The sequence below is a fragment of the Sinomonas humi genome (assembly GCF_000802235.1).
GTDB classification, from domain to species: domain Bacteria; phylum Actinomycetota; class Actinomycetes; order Actinomycetales; family Micrococcaceae; genus Sinomonas; species Sinomonas humi.
In genome coordinates, this window is the sequence record NZ_JTDL01000089.1 from 1 (window position 1) to 18,345 (window position 18,345).

Sequence of the window (18,345 nt, forward strand, 5' to 3'; positions counted from 1 at the left end):
GGGGGGGGGGGGGGGGGCGGGCGGGGCTGGGAACGCAGATACGCCGGTTGGCCGGTTAGGAGGGGGTGGCCACCCCCTCCTTTGCGGCGGATCCCCTTCCCGGACGCAGATGCGCCGGTTGGCCGCTTAGGAGGGGGTGGGGAGTTGGCGTACCCGAAACGAGTGGGGTTAGGCGACGCGCGCCTTGTCTGCCTCTCGAAGCGCATCCGCGTGGGCCGCAATGCGTGCCTGATGCACAGGCGAGCGCCGGAGGATGAACCACGCGACGAACAGGATGGCGAACCAGATCGGGGTCACGAGGAGCGCGATGAGCGTATCGGGCTGGGTGGTGAGCGCCCACACGAGGAACACGAAGAACGCGTAGACGACCCACACCATCACAGGCCCGCCGGGCATCCTGTAGCTCGAGGCAGCGTGCAGCTCGGGGCGGCGCCGGCGGAACACGAGATAGCTCGCGAGGATGATCGACCACACGAACATGAAGCACACGGCCGAGACTGTGGTCACCATGTCGAACGCCGTTCCGATGTCCTTGCCCGCGTAGAGGAGCACGACGCCGGAGAGCAGCAGAATGCACGAAAGGAACAGTGCGTTCTGGGGAACCTTGCGCGACGAGAGGCGTGCGAAGACCGACGGCGCGTCGCCCTCCTGCGCGAGGCCGAACACCATGCGCGAGGTCGAGTAGATGCCTGAGTTCGCACTGGACATGGCCGAGGTGAGGACAACGAGGTTCACGAGAGTTGCGGCGGCGCCGAGGCCCGCCAGCGAGAACATCCCGATGAACGGCGAGTGGCCGGCCCGGAACTGGGTCCACGGCGTGACGGACATGAGGATGATGAGCGCCCCGACGTAGAACAGGCCCACGCGGACCGGAATGGCGTTGGTCGCCTTCGGGAGGTTCTTCTCCGGGCTCTTGGTCTCCGCGGCTGCAGTGCCGACGAGCTCGATGCCGACGAATGCGAAGACTGCGATCTGGAACCCGGCCACGAAGCCCATGAACTCCTTCGGGAACAGGCCGCCGTGCTGCCAGAGGTTCGTGAATGAAGCTGTGCCCGCCGATGACGTGAACCCTGAGAACACCATGACGAGCCCGGTCACGATGAGCGCGAGGATGGCCAGGATCTTGATGAGCGCGAACCAGAACTCGACCTCACCGAATGCCTTGACGGTGGGCAGGTTGAGGGCGAGGAGGATGAGGATCGTCGCAAGTCCGGGGATCCACATCGGGATTCCCGGCCAGAGCGTGTCCGCGTAGCCGGCAATTGCCACTACGTCCGCCACTCCCGTCACGACCCAGCAGAACCAGTAGGTCCAGCCCGTGAAGAAGCCCGCCCAAGGTCCGAGGAGATCCCCTGCGAAGTCGCTGAAGGTCTTGTAGTTGAGGTTGCTCAGGAGGAGTTCGCCCATGGCCCGCATGACGAAGAACAGCATGAAGCCGATGATCATGTAGACGAAGATCACCGACGGCCCCGCTACCGAGATGGTCTTGCCGGACCCCATGAAGAGCCCTGTGCCGATGGCGCCACCGATGGCCAGGAGCTGGATGTGGCGATTAGAGAGGCCGCGGTTCAGCCCCTCCGAAACAGCTCTTTCAGGTGTGATCTTACTCATATTGCTGTGACCTTCTTGCGATAGCTGGAAATGTGATTCCTATAACAGGTTTCTAGGTACATTACCGCTACCTGTCAGGCGCAAAGACGATGCAACCTGCCGAAGATGGTCTTACCACTTGCGGAGAGCCGGCCTCGTTACCCTAGACTGGACGATCTGAAACACAACTCTTGACTCGGAAGGAGCGTGCGCATGACCCCCGATGTGCACCACCACCGCAGCCTGAGCGTCGTCGTCGACCATGCCCATGAGATCGACGCCGCGCTGGGCAGCGCAATTGAGACGCTTCAGCAGACGGCTGTAGCCAACCCCTGTTGCGGGATTCTCGTGACCCGCGAGGCCGCCGGCCAGTTCACCGTGGCCCACGACACGAGCGTCCCGTTCGGGATGACGCACCAGCGCATCGCCTGAGTCGAGGCGACCGGCCTCCCAGCGGCCGCTTCAGCTGCAGAACCACGACGGCGCGCGGACCCTTCCAGCGGAAGGAGCCGCGCGCCGTCGTCGTCTGTTCGCCGTCGTCGTCTGTTGCTGGGAGCGACGCTAGGAGCGCCCGCCAGCGTGGCGCAGACGGTCAGCGCGAGCCCGTGAAGAGAAGGCCCTTCGCGTGGATCGCTGCGAGCTGGGGGATCGGTGTGAGCGAGCCGTCCGCCAGGTTGACGGCCGCGAGGTAGTCAGGGCCGGAGTCGGGTGTCACAGACGTGACCGCCTCCCCGGCACGGAAGTTCCCGCTCACCGCGTAGACCGCGTTGTGGTCGGGATCGGTGACCCAGAGGGTCTGTGCGGACTTGGTCGCGAACACGGTGTCGTCGACGGGCGCGGGGAGGTTCAGCACGTTCAGCCGCTGCTGGGGCGTACCGGCTTGCCGCGCCAAGATGAGCTGCTGATCGCCCTGGGAGTCGAGCAGGAAATCGTTCGCGAACCGCGGGCTGACGCCCGGTACGACAGTCGAGGAATCCGGATCCGTGAGCGCGAGGGTGGCAGTTGTACCGGCCTTCGGCCCGTTGGCAAGCACGGCCTTCGCGTCGTCGGCGAAAACCGGGGACAGCGCAGCGGTCGAACCCGAGAGCGTTGCCCGGTAGAGCGCCGGGCCCGTGCTGCCCGTGGGGTTGGAGGCCGTGATGAAGATCTTGCCCTCGTACACCTTGGCGGAATCGGTGCCACCGCCGTGTGTCAGCCCCTTGTAGACGTAGTCTTTGACGGCCTGAGGGCCAGCCATCGGTGTGACTGTGTGGAAGGACGAGTTGCCGTCCTCGTTCGTCGTGACGAGCAGGCGCTGCCCGGCTTCGTCGGAGCCCATCCCGTCGATCTTGCCGGTGATGCTCCAGGATGCCCCCGGAGTGCCGTCGAGGGAGTACTGCTGGATGGTGCTTGCGGTGGCCCCGCTCGCCGACGGCTCGCCCATGGGTCCCACGCCGTTCTGATAGGCGACGTAGACGCTGTTGCCGAGGCGTGCGATGTCGTCTGGTCCGGATTCGCCGTTCTGGGCGGCGAAGGCCTTGACGGTGTAGTCCTGGTTGGGTGCCGCTGGCGTTGGACTGAGGGGGCCCGAGGTTGCGAGCGCGGGCCCCGCTGTGCAGGTGAGGGCGGCCGAGGCGGCGATCGCGACAGCCGGCAGCAAGGTCTTGAGGGAGATGGTCATGACGTGGTCCTCCGTGATGGTCGCGTTCCGTCCCCCTCAGGGAACTCTTGGGCGCCACGGTTTCCCCGCCGTAGCGGCTGCATTAACGCGCGGTGGACCAGCGGTGGGAAGTTCCTGAGTGTACGGCCTTGGCCCTACGCTGTCGCGGGTTCCTTGAGCGCTTCCTTCGGGTCCCGGAGCTTGGCGTTGGGGAGGGCCAGCGTGATGAGGAACGCCAGGACCATGAGGGCCGCGGCCGTGAGCATCACGATGTCCACTGACTGCGAGAAGCCGTCTTTGATCGGATGGGTGAGAACTGGGTTCGCTTTGGAGAGCCAACTCGTGTCGTTGAGGTTGTCGGCGCCGAGGCCACCGCCGGACGTGCCGCCCTTCAGCAGGTCGAAGAGCGGCTTGTTGGTTGGGTCCGCCAAGACCGCGGGGTTGTGAAGTGTCTTGAGGAAATCGGGCTGCGTCACGGCCGTCTTCATTGCCGAGGTCACTCTGTCTGCCGCGAGGCTGAACAGCATCGAGATGAAGACGGCTGTTCCGAGGGCGCCGCCCATGGACCGGAAGAAAGCCGCGGTCGAGGTGCCCACGCCCATGTCCTTGAGCGGAACCGATGTCTGCATCGCGAGCACGAGGGGCTGCATGCAGCACCCCAGCCCCATGCCGAAGAACACGGCGATGGCGGCGGGCACCCACAGGGGCGAATCGGCCGTGAGCGCGAAGCCCATAGCGGTCGAGGAAGCGGCCAGCAGGAGCGTTCCGAGGACTGGCCACATCTTGAATTTGGAGGTCCGGGAAATCGTGCGACCAGCCGTGATGGACGCGGTCATGATGCCGACCGTGAAAGTGATCATGAGCAGGCCGGCCTGGGTCGGGGTCAGTCCCTGCACGAGCTGGAGGTACAGCGGGAGCATGGCGATCGCGCCGAACATCCCAATGCCGATGATGAAGTTCAGGAGCGCCGAGAGGCTGAACTGCGGGTTCTTGAACAGCCGAAGCGGTATGAGGGCGTAGTCCCCGGCCCGTTTCTCGAACAGCACGAAGGCGGCAAGGCCGATCGCGCCGACGATGTAGCACGCGAAGGAGTCCACGGAGGTCCAGCCCCAGCCCCGGCCCTGCTCTGCCACCAGGAGGAGCGGCACGAGGCCGATCGTGATCGCGGCGGCGCCGAGATAGTCGATCCGCTGGCGCGTGTGCCGCGACGGCAGGTGAAGGAAGAGGAAGACGGTGACGAGGGCAGCAATGCCGACGGGGATGTTGACGTAGAACACCCAGCGCCATCCGGTGATCCAGAGGATCTGGCTGGTGCCCGCGAAGGCCCCGCCGATGACGGGGCCCAGCACGGAGGAGATGCCGAACACGGACATGAAGTAGCCCTGGAACTTCGCGCGGTCCTCGAGGGGCACGATGTCGCCGATGATCGCGAGCGCGAGGGCCATGAGGCCCCCGGCGCCCAGGCCCTGGATGCCGCGTGCGACGGCGAGCTCGCCCATCGAGTGCACCGAGCCCGAGAAGATCGATCCGCCGAGGAAGATTGCGATGGCGGCGATGTAGAGCGGGCGGCGGCCGAAGATGTCCGAGAGCTTGCCGTAGAGCGGGGTGCTGACGGTTGAGGTGATGAGGTAGGCCGTGGTCGCCCACGCTTGGAGGCTCAGGCCGTCCAGGTCGTTGGCGATCGTGTAGATGGAGGTTGCGACGATGGTCTGGTCGAGGGATGCGAGGAACATGCCCAGCATGAGCCCGACCATGACGCCGGTGATCTGGCGACGATTCAGTGCATTCGGAGTGGCGGCGGACGGCGCGGCGTGGGACACGATGTGCTCCCGAAGTGGAGAAGGGAATCAGGAGGAGAAGAGAGGGGGAAGAAGCGCTTGAACATCGTTGCGAGCCGTAACGATCGTACTGCTGTTTCTCTTCCCGATTCCCTGAAAGTCAGCGCGAACTGGCCTTCCCCGGCCGCACGAAGAGGGTCTCGGCCTGCTCGAGCGACATGCCGTTCGTCTCCGGGACCTTCGCGAGCACGAAGAAGAACGAGAGCGCGGCGAACAGGGCGTACATGCCGTACGTAAGTGGAAGCGACCACGCGGCCATGGGCGGGAACGAGACCGTGATGAGGAAGTTCGCGATCCACTGGGCTGCCGCCGCGATGCCGAGACCCCGCGCGCGGATCGACGGCGGGAAGATCTCGCCGAGCAGCACCCACACGAGCGGGCCCCACGAGGCGCCGAAGCACACCACGAACACGTTGGCCGCTACAAGCGCGATGGGCCCCCAGGCTCCTGAGAGGGTGGGCTCGCCGTTCACGAGGCTCGCGGTCGAGAACGCGAGGGCCATGGTGCCGAGCGAGATGGCCATCCCGATGGACCCGACGAGCAGGATCGGGCGGCGGCCCACGCGGTCCACGAGTGCGATGGCGATGAGCGTGACGAGGATGTTCGTGATCGAGGTGACCACGGAGATGATGAGCGAATACTCCTCACGGAACCCAACCGACTTCCAGAGGGTCGTCGAGTAGTAGAAGATCACGTTGATTCCGACGAACTGCTGGAACACCGAGAGCGCGATGCCCACCCACAGGACTGGCTTGAGGCCAAAGGCATGGCCGCGGAGGGCGCCGCGCCGCTCGGAGAGCCGATCCTCCTCGATTGCCTGCCGGATGTCCCGGATCTCGCGATCGATGTCATCGTCAGGGGCGATCGAGCGGAAGACGTTGCGAGCGGCATCGTCGTTGCCGCGGAGTATGAGGAACCGCGGTGACTCGGGGAGGACGAACGCGATCCAACCGTAGACGACGGCGGGCACGGCGCCCGCGATGAACATCCAGCGCCAAGCGTCCATGCCGAACCACAGCATATGGGTGGCTCCGCCCGCCCCGTTGGCGAGCAGGGCGTCGCTCAGGAGAGCCGCGAAGATGCCGGTCGTGATGGCGAGCTGCTGGAGGGAGGCGAGGCGGCCGCGCATCTGTCGGGGCGAGATCTCCGAGATGTACGCCGGCGCGATGACCGACGCCAGGCCGATGCCGAGGCCGCCGATGAGACGCCAGATGATGAGATCCCACAGTGCGGTCGAGAAGCCGGTGCCGATGGCACTCGCGAGGAAGAGGAGCGCCCCGAGCTTCATTGCCGGGATGCGCCCGAAGCGGTCGCCGACGGCGCCGGCGAGCCAGGAGCCGACGGCGCACCCTAGCAGCGCGACTGCCACGGCAAAGCCGGTGACGGCGTGGGAGAGCGAGAAGCTCCCCTGAATGGCGTCGACGGCGCCGTTGACGACCGAAGAATCGAAGCCGAAGAGGAATCCGCCCACGGCTCCGGCGACGGCCAAGCCGACGACTTTCCCGTGAGAGGCCTTCGGAGCCGACGGGGCGACGGCGTGTTCTTTAGGTTCCTGCACCACAGTGGGCCCTGCCTTCGCATGTTCACCTTGCACCTGCCTGGACGAACAGGTGCGCGCGCTGGACCCACCAGCGGGCGCGCAGAGCGCCGTGCCAGTCTGCCACTCCTCGTGTCACACCACCAATGCCCGGCGGCGAGACGTGTCCCTACCGTGATCGAGTCAGTCCTCGCCGGGGCACGCTAGGAAGGGGCTCCGGGGTGCCGCGCATCCCGGAAGGCATAATCGGGTGCGTGGAAAGTCGGGAGTTCGACGAGCTGGACCGGCGCATTGTCGCGGCGCTGCAGGTGAACGGGCGCGCGTCGTGGCGGCGGATCGCAGATGTGCTCGGCGAGCCGTTCCGGACCGTTACGCGGCGGGGCCTTGCGCTCCTCGAATCAGGCTCCGTACGGATCGCGGGGCTTGCAGCCCTGGGGCCCACCCACCTCATCGAGCTCGATTGCGAGCCGGGCCGCCTCGAAGACGTCGCCGAAAGGCTCGCCGAGAATCCGGACGTCATCTTCGTCTACGCCCTCTCGAGCCCCATGCGCCTCATCGTGGAGGTCCACGCCCGTCCCGGGCAGCTCGCCGAACTCGTGCTCGACGAATTGCCGCGGCTTGAGGGCGTGCTCCAGGTCGACGCTGCCCCAGTCCTGGAATACTTCCGCACCGTTGCCGACTGGCACCCCGGCCCCATCACGGAGTCCGAGGCCGAGCTGCTGCGGGACGCCCCGCCCTCTCCCGCGCGGCCCGTCGCGCCGTCGGACGCCGACGGGATCGACAGCCAGATCGTCCGCCTCCTCGTTGCCGATGGACGCGTTCCCGTCGCAGACATCTGCACCGCCGTCGGCCTCACCCCTCCCGCTGTGCGCCGCCGCCTCACCGCGATGCTTGAAAGAGGCGCCCTGAGCGTCCGCGCGATCGTGGATCCCGCTGACATCGGGTTCCCGGTGGAAGCGGTCCTGTGGGCCCGTGTAGCGCCTTCGGAGGCGCGAGAGGTGGGGAGGCTGGTCGCAGAGGCCCCCGGGGTGCGGTACGCCGTCATGGCCGTCGGCGAGTTCCAGCTCATGGTCAACGTCACAGTGGCGGGGCTCGAGGAGCTCCGCTCGTTCCTCACCGAGAGCCCATGGACCGCTCGAGTGCAAGCGATCCGGACGTCCCTCGTCGTGCGCGCGTTCAAGCGCGGGGGTGTCACGATGCATGCTTCAGCTGCGACGGGGTAGCTAGACCGCACGTTCACTAGCGGAAAGGCCCGAGAATGCCGCAGCCCACACCGCCCATCGAGGCGCCCACTGCGTCGCGCCCGACCCTCGCAACCCTCTGGACCGACGGCCTGGGCCGGGCGAGCATCCGCTCAGTTCAGGCCCTCGCGGTTGCGGCGCTCGTCGTCGTCGTCCTCTGGGCCATCACCCGGGTGCCGCTCGTCCTCATTCCGGTGACCCTCGCGCTCATCCTCGCCTCGGCGATCTCGCCGCTCGTGCACCTTCTCACGCGCCGCCGCTGGCCGCAGGCGCTCGCCGTCGCTACATCCTTCCTCGCGATCCTCGTGGTCTTCGGCGGAGTTGTCACGGGCATCGCTTACCTCATCCGGGCTCAGGCGAAGGAGCTGGCGGTCCGGTTCACGAACGGGATCCAGCAGCTCCACGACTTCCTCAACAACGGGCCCGTCAAGGTGAGCGACGCCCAGCTCAACAGCGCCCGTGATTCCATCCAGCGGTTCTTCACGAGCGGCAGTATCGGCTCGGAGGCGCTGAGCGGGGCGAAGACGGTGGGGGAGCTCTTCGCTGGAGTCGTGCTCATGGTGGTCATCCTGTTCTTCTTCTTGAAGGACGGCCCCAAGATCCGCGGCTTCTTCATCGGCTTCATGCCGGCCCAGCACCAGTCCAAAGCACACAGGGCCCTCGAGCGCAGCGCCCACGTCCTCGGCGGATACGTGCGCGGAACCGCACTCGTCGCGCTCACGGACGCCGTGATCGTCGTCGTCGCGCTCCTCATCCTCCACGTCCCGCTCGCGGTGCCGCTCGCCGTCTTCGTCTTCATCGGCGGTTTCATCCCGATCATCGGCGCCACCGTCGCGGGCTTCCTCGCCGTCGTCGTCGCCCTCGTTTCCACCGGCCCCGTTTCGGCGCTCATCGTGCTCGCCGTGCTCATCGCCGTCAACCAGCTCGAACACCACGTCCTCCAGCCGGCCTTCATGGGCAGGGTGCTCAGCATCCACGGCCTAGCCATCGTCCTCTCGCTCGCGGCTGGCACGATGCTGGCCGGAATAGTGGGAGCCCTGCTCGCCGTGCCCGTCACAGCGGTCGGCTGGACGATCATCAAGACGTGGACCGGGCGGGACGAGGTGCAGGCCGCTTAGCGGCCGCTGCCCTCCGCAAGGCCGTCGTCCCGAGCCCCGTCCTCCGCGAGCGCCTCCCGAACCGTCCTGAGCAGCGAACCGAACCGCGCGTTCCGCGGGAGATCATCGAGCAGGATCGCGCGCCCGTCCGGGCCCGCGAGGGGGATCCGCCAGTTCGGGTACTCGGTGTCGGTGCCCGGCTGATTCTGGGTGCGCCGTTCCCCCACGGCGTCGACGAGCGCGATGCCCAGGAGGGCAGACGGCGTGAGGGCCGTGAAGGCGTAGAGGGCTTCGACAGTGCGCTGTACGTCGACGTCGGAACCCACTGGCGGCAGGAGACCCCGCTCGCGGACGCGAGCGAGCACGGCCTCCTGCTCGGCTGCGTCCGCGGTGCGCTCTTCCTCGACTGGGCGGCGGAGGAGACCGAGCGACTCGCGCAGCTTCACGTGCTCGCCGGCGAGGTAACCGGCGGTCGGCGGCAGATCGTGGGTGTTGACGCTCGTGAGGCACGCCCGCCGGTACTTCTCCGGCTCAATCGGGCCGCCGTCGTCGTGCTCAAACCACAGGATGGAGGTGCCGAAGATGACCCGCTCGGAAAGGTAGTCCCGAACCCACGGCTCGAACACTCCGAGGTCCTCGCCGACCACGATCGCTCCGGCGCGCTGCGCTTCGAGCGCGAGGATCCCGATCAGTGCCTCGTGGTCGTAGTACACGTATGTGCCTTCATCAGGGCCCCCGCCCTCGGGGATCCACCACAGGCGGAACAGGCCAAGGATGTGGTCCACTCGGATCCCACCAGCGTGGCGGAGGATCGTGCGGAGCATGTCGCGGTACGGCGCGTAGCCGGCCGCCGCGAGCCGCGTCGGATGCCAAGGCGGCTGGTTCCAGTTCTGGCCCTGCTGGTTGAAGACGTCCGGCGGGGCGCCCACCGTCACGCCCTTAGCCAGGACCTCGGAGAGCATCCAGGCGTCGGCGCCGTCCAGCTTCACACCCACGGCGAGATCGTGGACGATCCCGATCTCCATGCCGGCCTGCTTCGCGCTGCGCTGCGCCCGCTCGAGCTGCTCGTCGCAGATCCACTGGAGCCACCGGTGGAATTCGATGCGCTCCGCGAGCTCTTCGCGTAGCTCCTGAGCGCGCGGCGAGGAGGGCGACGACGCCGCGACCCACTCCGGGGACGACGGCGGCAGCGTCTCGGCGAGCGCGCACCACAATGCGAAATCGTCGAGGCCACAGCCCAGCTCGGCGCGGAAGCGCTCGTACTGCCGCTCGCGTGAGGGGCTGCGCGGGACGGCGAAGACGAGCCTGAGCGCGGCGAGCTTCGCGTCGAAGCTCGTGGCTCGGTCCAGCAGGTCGGCAATCTGGTTGGCGGGGCGGATGCGGTCCGCGAGGCGCTCGACCTCCTCGCGCGCGGTGGGTTCGAGGTAGCCGTATTCCGGAATGTCCTCGATCCGGACGTAGAGGGGATTGAAGAACCGGCGCGTGGCCGGGAGGTACGGCGAATCCTCTACGGGAGGCTTGGGCTCGGCTGCGTGCAGGGGGTTGACGAGGACGAAGCTCGCGCCCTCTGCCCCCGAGACCGCCGCCAGGTCGTCGAGGTCGGCGAAATCGCCTATTCCCCATGAGCGGGACGACCGCACGGAGTAGAGCTGCGCCATCAGGCCCCAGCGGCGACGGTCCTGGAGCCGCTCGGTCGTCCCGAGCCGGGCGGGGGTCACGATGAGCGGGCATTCGGCGATCCGGCCCTCGTTCTCCGCATACAAGGTGTGCCACCCGAGCGCGAGGCCCAGCGGGAGGCCGAATGTCGCCCGGCCGGTCAGGACGCCGTCGACCTCTCGTGGCGCTTCCCAGTCATCCGCCTGCGGGACGTCGAAGCGACGGCCGTCCTCCGTGGAGATCCACACGCGGACCGCACTGCCGTGGGGGACATGGAGCTTGACGCGGCTTTCGGCGCGCTCGCGCACGACGACGACGGGCGGCAGGAGCCGGCGCCACGGCTCGAGCGAGGCGTCGGCGAGGGCCGTCTCGACTTGTTGGGCCGTGTCTGCCGGGACCCCAAGCGCGGTGAGGACCTTGCGCAAGGTTGCGGAGGAGACCGCATGCTCTTGGCCGTCGAAGCCCCAGAAGGAGGTGGCAACGCGGTGGGCTGAGGCAAGTTCTCGAAGGAGGGTGTCGGTGCGGTCGTGCTGGATCTGCTCGGTTCCGGCCATGGCCCCACTCTAGGGGGCGGCGGGGCGTGCAACTAGGAAGGCCCGATTCGGAAGGGCGGCTCGGGAGCTCTCCCTAGGTAGAGGGAGTACCGTGTCGGTCTGTGACTTCCGTGAACAAGACCAAGGTAGAGATTCCTACCGCCGACGGCGTCGCAGACGCCTACTTCACCCATCCTGACGACGGCGCGGCGCACCCGGGCGTTCTCTTCTACATGGACGCGTTCGGCCTCCGTCCGCACCTCGAGGCGATGGCTGATCGCCTTGCCGAGGCAGGCTATGCGGTCCTCGTGCCGAACGTCTTCTACCGCACTGGCCCGGCCCCCGTCTTCGACCTTCCCGAGTTCATCGACACCTCGCAGCGGACGGGCATCTTCGACCAGATCGGCCCTGCCATGCAGGAACTGACGGCTGACCGGGCGGTGAGCGACGCCGAGGCTTATCTCGCCTGGCTCGCGGACCGTCCCGAGGTCGCCAACGGTCCCGTCGGGCTCACGGGCTACTGCATGGGTGCACGCCTCGCACTGCGCACCGCGGGCGCCTTCCCGGAGCGGGTGGCGGCTGCGGGGGGCTTCCACGGCGGAAACCTCGCGACCGACGACGCCGACAGCCCCCACCTGGTTGCCGACCGCGTCAGGGCCGAGCTCTACTTCGGGCACGCCGACCACGATCACTCCCTCCCGCCCGAGCAGATCGAGCGGCTCAACAAGGCGCTTACGGATGCCGGCGTGCGGTTCCGTGCCGAGGTGTACGAGGGGGCCAACCACGGCTACACCCAGGCTGACACCGCCTCGTACAACCGCGACGCGGCGGAGCGCCACTGGAAGGAACTGTTCGCGCTCTTCGAGCGGGCACTTCCCCAGGGCTAGTCAGCGACCTCGCGAACACCCCCAGGCGGGGCCGGCGGATTCCTCCGCCGGCCCCGCCTTTGCTTTGACGTCTTCCAGAGGAGTTCTTTCCGCGCCAACCGCCAGTGCCCTCTAGCCAAATGTGATCGAGCGCACTACCTTGGTCCATTGTACCTATTGAGTCGCCACGAGATGGCTCGAACAGAAAGCAGCTAGAAAAGAAATGGCACGTAGTGAATGAACTAGTAACCCGAGATGCCGTGGAGCTCGCGGCCCTGATCCGCTCGCGGGAGATCTCTGCGAGCGAGCTCCTCGAGGCGCACCTCGACCAGATCGCCGAGCTCAACCCGAGGACCAACGCCGTTGTGACCCTCGACGAAGAGGGAGCCCGGCGCTCCGCCGCCGAGGCGGACCGCACCCTCGCATCAGGGGATGCCGTCGGGCCCCTGCACGGCCTGCCCATCGCGTTCAAGGACACCGCCCGCACGAAGGGCCTGCGCACCACGTTCGGCCACCCCCGATTCGCGGACCACGTTCCGGGCGGCGACGACCCCCACGTCCGCTCGATCCTCGCCGCGGGCGCGATCCGCCTGGGCAAGACGAACGTGCCGGAGCATGCGGCCGGCTCGCACACCGTCAACCGCGTCTTCGGAGCGACCCGCAACCCCTACGACCCCACCCGCTCGGCTGGCGGCAGCAGCGGGGGAGCGGCGGCGTCGCTCGCCTCGGGCTTCCAGCCCATCGCAGACGGCAGCGACATGGGCGGCTCGCTCCGCAACCCGGCGTCGTTCTGCAACGTCGTCGGGCTCCGGCCCACGCCCGGCCTCGTCCCCGACAACGCCCCGAACGGCCTGTGCCCTCTCGGCGTCGTCGGGCCGATGGGGCGCACCGCGCGGGACACGGCCCTCCTGCTCGCAGTGATGTCGGCCAATGAGGCGCACGACGCCGATGCGCTCACCGCGCGTGCGGAGGCCATCGTCGCCGAGGTGGAATCGGCTGCGCACGACGGCGGAGACTTCCGAGGTCTGCGCGTCGCCTTCGCGCCCACGCTGGGCGGGAGAGTCCCCGTCGAGCGCGAGGTGCTCGACGTCGTCGAACGCCAGGCCCGCAGGCTCGAGGAGCTGGGTGCGAGCGTAGAGCTTGACTGCCCAGACCTCGACGGCTCGGATGAGGCGTTTCGCACTCTGCGCGCAGCCGCGTTCGACTCGCTGTGGGGCGACGAGCTGCGCGCGGACCCTCACGCCTTCAACTACTACCTCGCGGGCAACATCCGGGACGGCGGAGAGCTGTCCGGCCGCGACGTCGTCCGGGCGCAGGAGTCGCTGACCCGGCTCGTGCGCAGGGCCGAGGAGTTCTTCGGCCGGTACGACCTCGTCATCGCGCCTGCGGCGCAGGTCGCCCCGTTCCCCGTCGAGCTCGACTTCCCGACCGCCGTGGACGGCCAGCAGCTTGAGAACTACCTCGACTGGATGCGGGCCGCCTACCTCTTCACGCCCCTAGGGGTCCCTGCTCTGTCCGTCCCCGCGGGGTTTACGCCATCAGGCTTGCCCGTCGGTCTCCAGATGCTCACGCGTCGCGGCGCCGACGTGCGCCTCCTGCGCCTCGCGGCAGCCATCGAAAACGTCAACCCGGCCCTGCGCCGTCGTCCTGAAGGAGCTGCAGTCCTGTGAACACCGTCGTTCCGAAGAACCCTGCAAGAGGTGCCGTCCTGGCAAGCCCAGGACGAATGGCTCTCCCGGCCATACCGTCCGTCGGCATGCTCATCACGCCCTTCCTGCCCTTCGCCTCCCACCCCACGATCTGGGCTGGGATTCCCGCTCCGCTCGTGTGGGTCGGCCTCATGATCGTCCTGACCGTCGTGGCTCTGCGGCTCGTCGAGCGCTCGTATCTCCGAGCCGGCGGCGCAGAGCGCGACCGCGCTGAGCTGGCCGGCGCTGAGCTGGCCGGGGCTGGACTGGCCGGCGCTGAGCTCAGCCAAGCGGATGCCGCGAGCCCCACCACGGGAGAGGCGGCCCACTGATGCTCACGACAGTCATCATCATCGGAATCCTCTTCATCGGCGCCCTCGGCATCCTGGGCCGCGCCCGCCAGCGCGAGATGTCGCACTGGACCGTCGGCGGCCGTGACTTCCCGAGATGGACCTCGTGGTTCCTCCAGGCCGGCGAGTCGCTCACCACCTTCAGCTTCCTCGGGCTCGCTGGGGTCGCATACGGCGGAGGCGTGAGTGCGCTGTTCGCACTCGTCTACCTGACCATCTGCTCCGCGATCCTCTACTTCGTGGCCCCCAGGATCCGCGCGCTCGGCGCAAACCGCGGCTATCTCACAATGGCCGACTTCTTCGGCGACCGCTTCAAGAGCCGCTCGCTCTCGATCGTCGTCGCGCTCGTCGGTGCGGTGTTCCTCATCCCGTACCTTGAACTCCAGATCACCGGCCTCGGCCTCATCGTGCAGCTCGCGACGGGAAGCACCTCTGCGAGCGGGCTGAGCATGGTCGTCGCGTCGGCACTCGTGGTGGTCTTCGTGATCTGGGCCGGCATTCGTGGCATCGCACGCGTTTCCGTCTTCAAGGACTTGGCGATGCTCGTGGCGCTGCTCATTGTGCTGGCCGGCGTGATCGGCAGCGTGGGAGGGGTTCCGGACGTCTTCGCGAAGGTCGGCGAGGCTGCCCCGCGCCTCCTCACCATTACGACGCCGGGCCTCGGCACGACATTCTTCGTCACCTCCGCGCTCGTGACGAGCATCGGCGCTGGCTTCAGCACCTTCCCGCACCTGTGGCCGCCCGTCCTCGCGGCGAAGAGCGGGTCCGTGCTGCGGAGCAACTACACGTGGCTCCCGCTCTACCAGCTGCTCCTCTTCGTCCCGATCCTCGCGGGCATGGCCGGGTTCCTCGTCCTCAAGCCCAAGACGCCCAGCAACAACGTGCTTCTCACCGTGGCCCAGCACACGCTGCCGGACTGGCTCGTCGCCGTCATCGCGGTCGCCGGCGCCGCCGCCGCGATGGTGCCGGCTGCCGCAATCGCGATGGGGATCTCCTCGCTCGTCTCCAACAACCTCATCCGGTTGAAGAACCAGGCGCTGCGCTTCCGGCTCAACCACGCCGTCGTCGTTGTGGCGGTCGGCCTCGCGCTCCTCTTCGGCCTCGCGAAGTCAGACATCGCTTCGCTCCTCCTGCTCACGTACGGCGGCCTCACGCAGCTCGCACCCGCCGTCGTCCTCGCTCTGCCGCAGCGCGTCCGAGCCGGGGCCATCCCCGTCCTGCTCGGGATCCTCGTCGGGACGGTGTCCGTCGCGGTGCTCGCCTTCGGCAAGGTGCCGCTCGGAGGCTGGGACTCGGGCCTCGTCTCGCTCGCCCCCAACCTCCTCGTGCTCGCCGTCGCCGAGGGAGTGCGGCGGAGCCGGACGCGCGGCGGCCGGGCCACCGGCGAAACGGACGCCGTGCTCGCCGCGGAGGGCGCCGCATGAGCCGGCCCGCCGAGGGGCCCCTTGCGGGAACGCTCGTCGTCGACCTCAGCCGCGCGCTCGCCGGGCCGCACGCGAGCATGATGCTAGGAGACCTCGGTGCGCGGGTCATCAAGGTCGAAAGGCCCGACGGCGGCGACGACACCAGGGGCTGGGGGCCGCCGTTCGTTGACACCCCCGAGGGGCGCGAATCGACGTACTTCCTCTCGTGCAACCGCAACAAGGAGTCGTTCCGGCTCGACCTCAAGAACGAGGAGGGGCGGAATGCGCTGAGGGAACTCGTCCGCCGGGCGGACGTGCTCGTCGAAAACTTCCGGCCCGGCACGCTTGACCGGCTGGGATTCGACCCCGAGGCGCTCGAGCGGCTCAACCCGGGGCTCGTCGTCCTCTCAATCAGCGGCTTCGGCCACGACGGGCCCGAGGGCCAGCGTGCGGGGTACGACCAGATCGCCCAGGGCGAGGCCGGCCTCATGTCCCTCACAGGCTCAGGGCCCGACGACCCCCAGCGAGTCGGCGTCCCGATCGGCGACCTGCTCGCCGGAATCCATGGCGCCTACGGCGTGCTCGCGGCTCTACTCGAGCGGGAGCGCACGGGCAGGGGCGGGGTGGTGCGGACGTCCCTCCTGTCTTCGATCGTGAGCGTGCTCGCGTTCCAGGGCACCCGCTGGACTGTCGGCGGGGAAGTCCCGGCCGCGCAGGGGAACCACCACCCTTCCATCGCGCCGTACGGCTTGTTCCGCTGCCTTGACGGCGCCGTGCAGATCGCCGTCGGGTCGGAGGGGTTGTGGGCGCGCTTCGCGGAGGCCTTCGGGCTCGACGCTGAGGATCCCCGCTGGCGGGGCAATGCAACGCGCGTCTCGCACCGGGCAGAGCTGACGGAGGCGGTCGAGGCAGCGTTCGCCGGATGGGAAACGGATGCGCTGCTCGAGCGGCTCTCCGATGCCGGGATTCCTGCAGGGCGAGTGCGGAGCGTCGACGAAGTGTTCGCGTGGGAGCAGACGAAGAGCCAGGGGCTCGCCCTCGGCCTCGACCACCCCACTCTCGGCCGCATCGAGGTCCCAGGGCCGCCGCTGCGGTTCTTCCGCCCGGATGGCAGTGAGACGACTCCGGGTGCCCATTCGACGCCGCCCCGCCTCGGGGAGCACGACGACGAGATCCTCGCCTGGCTTGGCGCGTTCGAGGGGGTGGCGAGGTGACGGTGGCGACGAGTGCGGTCACGCCCCGGGCGGGTGTGCACGCGTTCCTCGGACAATTGCTCGACGCCGGCACGTTCACCGCGTGGGATACCGCGCCCGGGGTCGATCCCGAGGCGGATGCGGACTACCGGGCCGCCCTCGCCCGTGCGATGGAACGGAGCGGAGTCGACGAGGCCGTCGTGACGGGGGAGGGGCTCGTCGACGGGCATCAAGTTGCTGTGATCGTGAGCGAGTTCGGCTTCCTCGGCGGATCGATCGGACGGGCGGCCGCGGACCGCATCGTCGCGGCTGTCGACGAGGCGCAAAGGCGCGGCATGCCGCTTGTCGCAGCAACGGCGTCGGGCGGCACCAGGATGCAGGAGGGGACTCCCGCGTTCCTGCAGATGCTCCGGATTACCGCCGCGATCGAGCGGTTCAAGGCGCACCGCCTGCCCTACCTCGCGTATCTTCGGCACCCGACGACCGGGGGCGTCTTCGCGTCATGGGCGTCTCGGGCGCACTTCACGGCGGGGGAGCCCGGGGCGCTCATCGGGTTCCTCGGGCCGAAGGTGTACGAGGGGCTGACCGGGCACGAGTTCCCGCGCGGGATCCAGACGGCCGAGCACCTCTTCACCTGCGGAACCCTGGACGCCGTCGTCGACCTTGCCGGATTCCGCCGGCTCGTCAGCGACTTTCTCGGGATCCTCCGGGACGAGGGCGGGGAGCGCGGCGTCGGCCCTGACGCGCCGAGCCGCGAAACGCACTCGCCCGCGATGCCCGGCTCGGCCGTGCCCTCGGCGCCGCCTGAGGGGCAAGAGCCTGCAGCGGACGACGACGCGATCGCCTTTGGCGAGGCCCGCCACCTTGGCGCCTGGCAGGCGGTTCTTGAGTCGCGGTCCCCGGACCGTCCGGGGCTCACGGAGTTCCTCGCGGAGGGTTTCGACCGCTTGGTACCCCTCCACGGAACGGGGCGCGGTCAGGCCTCGGCCGCGATCGCCGTCGTCCTCGCCTCGCTCGCGGGGCGACCCGTCGTCGTCATCGGCCAGGACCGCGCCGCGCAACGCGCCGGGCACCCGCTTGACGCCGCCGCGCTCGCGCAGGCCCGGCGCGGGATGCGGCTGGCTGCCGGGTTGGACCTGCCGGTCGTCACTGTCATCGACACCCCCGGAGCCGAACTGTCCCAGCGGGCCGAGGAACACGCGATCGCGGGCGGGATTGCGGACTGCATCGCTGAGATGCTCCAGTTGCCTGTCCCCACGGTTGCCGTGCTCCTGGGCGAGGGGACGGGAGGCGGCGCGCTTGCGCTCGCGGCCGGACGGCGGATGGTTGCCGCCCAACACGCGTGGCTTGCGCCCCTCCCTCCGGAGGGGGCGAGCGTGATCGTGCACGGCGGCCCCTCTCGCGCCGCTGACGTCGCGGAGCGGCAGCGGATCACGGCCTGGGAGCTCGCGGTTTCCGGCGCCGTGGACGAGATCGTCGAGGAGGCGCCGGATGCCCGCGGATTCTGTCGGCGTCTGGCGGAGGCGGTGGTGCGACAGCTCGATCGGTGAGCCTTGCGCTCAGTCGAATGCGGCCGCGAACCACCCCGTTGCGGGGGCTGGTTTGCGGCCGCTGCCGTGGGCTGCGGACAATACCTATCGGATATCCGATATAGGATTTAGAGGTTTGTTTGGGATCTCGTGCGCCACTGCCGCGGGTAAGACCAGCACCTGAG

At 68.4% G+C, this 18,345-nt stretch carries 14 protein-coding genes; 9 read left to right on the plus strand and 5 right to left on the minus strand.

Annotated features, from left to right (window positions below):
- Nucleotides 1-168 precede the first annotated feature (168 nt).
- Nucleotides 169-1,611 (minus strand): amino acid permease, encoded by a 1,443-nt coding sequence (locus tag LK10_RS07480; RefSeq protein WP_052207077.1) that lies wholly within the window; start codon nucleotides 1,609-1,611, stop codon nucleotides 169-171.
- Nucleotides 1,612-1,803: 192 nt separating this feature from the next.
- On the opposite strand from LK10_RS07480, the gene LK10_RS07485 reads away from it, so the two are divergent.
- The gene (locus LK10_RS07485; protein ID WP_043121869.1) at nucleotides 1,804-2,022 is read left to right on the plus strand and encodes a hypothetical protein; all 219 of its coding nucleotides are present in this window, start codon (nucleotides 1,804-1,806) and stop codon (nucleotides 2,020-2,022) included.
- Nucleotides 2,023-2,182: 160 nt separating this feature from the next.
- Here the strand turns inward: LK10_RS07485 and LK10_RS07490 are convergent, their stop codons facing one another.
- The 3 genes from LK10_RS07490 to LK10_RS07500 all read right to left on the minus strand — a co-directional run bounded on the left by LK10_RS07490 (nucleotide 2,183) and on the right by LK10_RS07500 (nucleotide 6,625).
- The gene (locus tag LK10_RS07490) at nucleotides 2,183-3,250 is read right to left on the minus strand and encodes a hypothetical protein (RefSeq protein ID WP_043121871.1); all 1,068 of its coding nucleotides are present in this window, start codon (nucleotides 3,248-3,250) and stop codon (nucleotides 2,183-2,185) included.
- A gap of 134 nt (nucleotides 3,251-3,384) precedes the next feature.
- Nucleotides 3,385-5,049, minus strand: coding sequence for an MDR family MFS transporter (locus LK10_RS07495; protein WP_043121874.1), 1,665 nt, complete (start codon nucleotides 5,047-5,049; stop codon nucleotides 3,385-3,387).
- A gap of 118 nt (nucleotides 5,050-5,167) precedes the next feature.
- On the minus strand, nucleotides 5,168-6,625 hold the full coding sequence (locus tag LK10_RS07500) for a sugar porter family MFS transporter (protein ID WP_043122023.1): 1,458 nt from the start codon (nucleotides 6,623-6,625) through the stop codon (nucleotides 5,168-5,170).
- 233 nt (nucleotides 6,626-6,858) lie between these two features.
- Between LK10_RS07500 and LK10_RS07505 the strand changes: the two genes are divergently transcribed.
- Together LK10_RS07505 and LK10_RS07510 are read left to right on the plus strand one after the other, a co-directional pair.
- Nucleotides 6,859-7,827, plus strand: a complete 969-nt coding sequence (locus tag LK10_RS07505; protein WP_043122026.1) for an Lrp/AsnC family transcriptional regulator — start codon at nucleotides 6,859-6,861, stop codon at nucleotides 7,825-7,827.
- A 35-nt stretch (nucleotides 7,828-7,862) separates the two neighbouring features.
- Nucleotides 7,863-8,963 (plus strand): AI-2E family transporter, encoded by a 1,101-nt coding sequence (locus LK10_RS07510; protein ID WP_081998369.1) that lies wholly within the window; start codon nucleotides 7,863-7,865, stop codon nucleotides 8,961-8,963.
- Here the strand turns inward: LK10_RS07510 and malQ are convergent.
- Nucleotides 8,960-11,152 carry a 4-alpha-glucanotransferase gene (gene malQ, locus LK10_RS07515; protein ID WP_043121876.1) on the minus strand — a complete coding sequence of 731 codons (2,193 nt, stop codon included), beginning with the start codon at nucleotides 11,150-11,152 and terminating at the stop codon, nucleotides 8,960-8,962. The genes LK10_RS07510 and malQ overlap by 4 nt on opposite strands.
- 101 nt (nucleotides 11,153-11,253) lie before the next feature.
- On the opposite strand from malQ, the gene LK10_RS07520 reads away from it, so the two are divergent.
- The 6 genes from LK10_RS07520 (at nucleotide 11,254) to LK10_RS22575 (ending at nucleotide 18,181) form a co-directional block, all read left to right on the plus strand.
- On the plus strand, nucleotides 11,254-12,018 hold the full coding sequence (locus tag LK10_RS07520) for a dienelactone hydrolase family protein (protein WP_043121879.1): 765 nt from the start codon (nucleotides 11,254-11,256) through the stop codon (nucleotides 12,016-12,018).
- Nucleotides 12,019-12,230: 212 nt separating this feature from the next.
- A complete protein-coding gene (locus tag LK10_RS07525; protein WP_043121881.1) occupies nucleotides 12,231-13,667 on the plus strand; it encodes an amidase in 1,437 nt (478 codons plus the stop codon).
- Entirely contained in the window at nucleotides 13,664-14,017 is a 354-nt protein-coding gene (locus LK10_RS07530) for a hypothetical protein (protein WP_043121884.1), read from the plus strand. The genes LK10_RS07525 and LK10_RS07530 overlap by 4 nt, the downstream gene beginning before the upstream one ends.
- The gene (locus LK10_RS07535; protein WP_052207079.1) at nucleotides 14,017-15,459 is read left to right on the plus strand and encodes a sodium:solute symporter family protein; all 1,443 of its coding nucleotides are present in this window, start codon (nucleotides 14,017-14,019) and stop codon (nucleotides 15,457-15,459) included. The genes LK10_RS07530 and LK10_RS07535 overlap by 1 nt, the downstream gene beginning before the upstream one ends.
- Complete coding sequence (locus LK10_RS07540; RefSeq protein ID WP_043121886.1) at nucleotides 15,456-16,652, plus strand: CaiB/BaiF CoA transferase family protein; 1,197 nt, start codon at nucleotides 15,456-15,458, stop codon at nucleotides 16,650-16,652. The genes LK10_RS07535 and LK10_RS07540 overlap by 4 nt, the downstream gene beginning before the upstream one ends.
- Entirely contained in the window at nucleotides 16,649-18,181 is a 1,533-nt protein-coding gene (locus LK10_RS22575; protein ID WP_081998371.1) for a carboxyl transferase domain-containing protein, read from the plus strand. Before LK10_RS07540 ends, LK10_RS22575 begins: the two co-directional genes overlap by 4 nt.
- The last annotated feature ends 164 nt before the right edge of the window (nucleotides 18,182-18,345 follow it).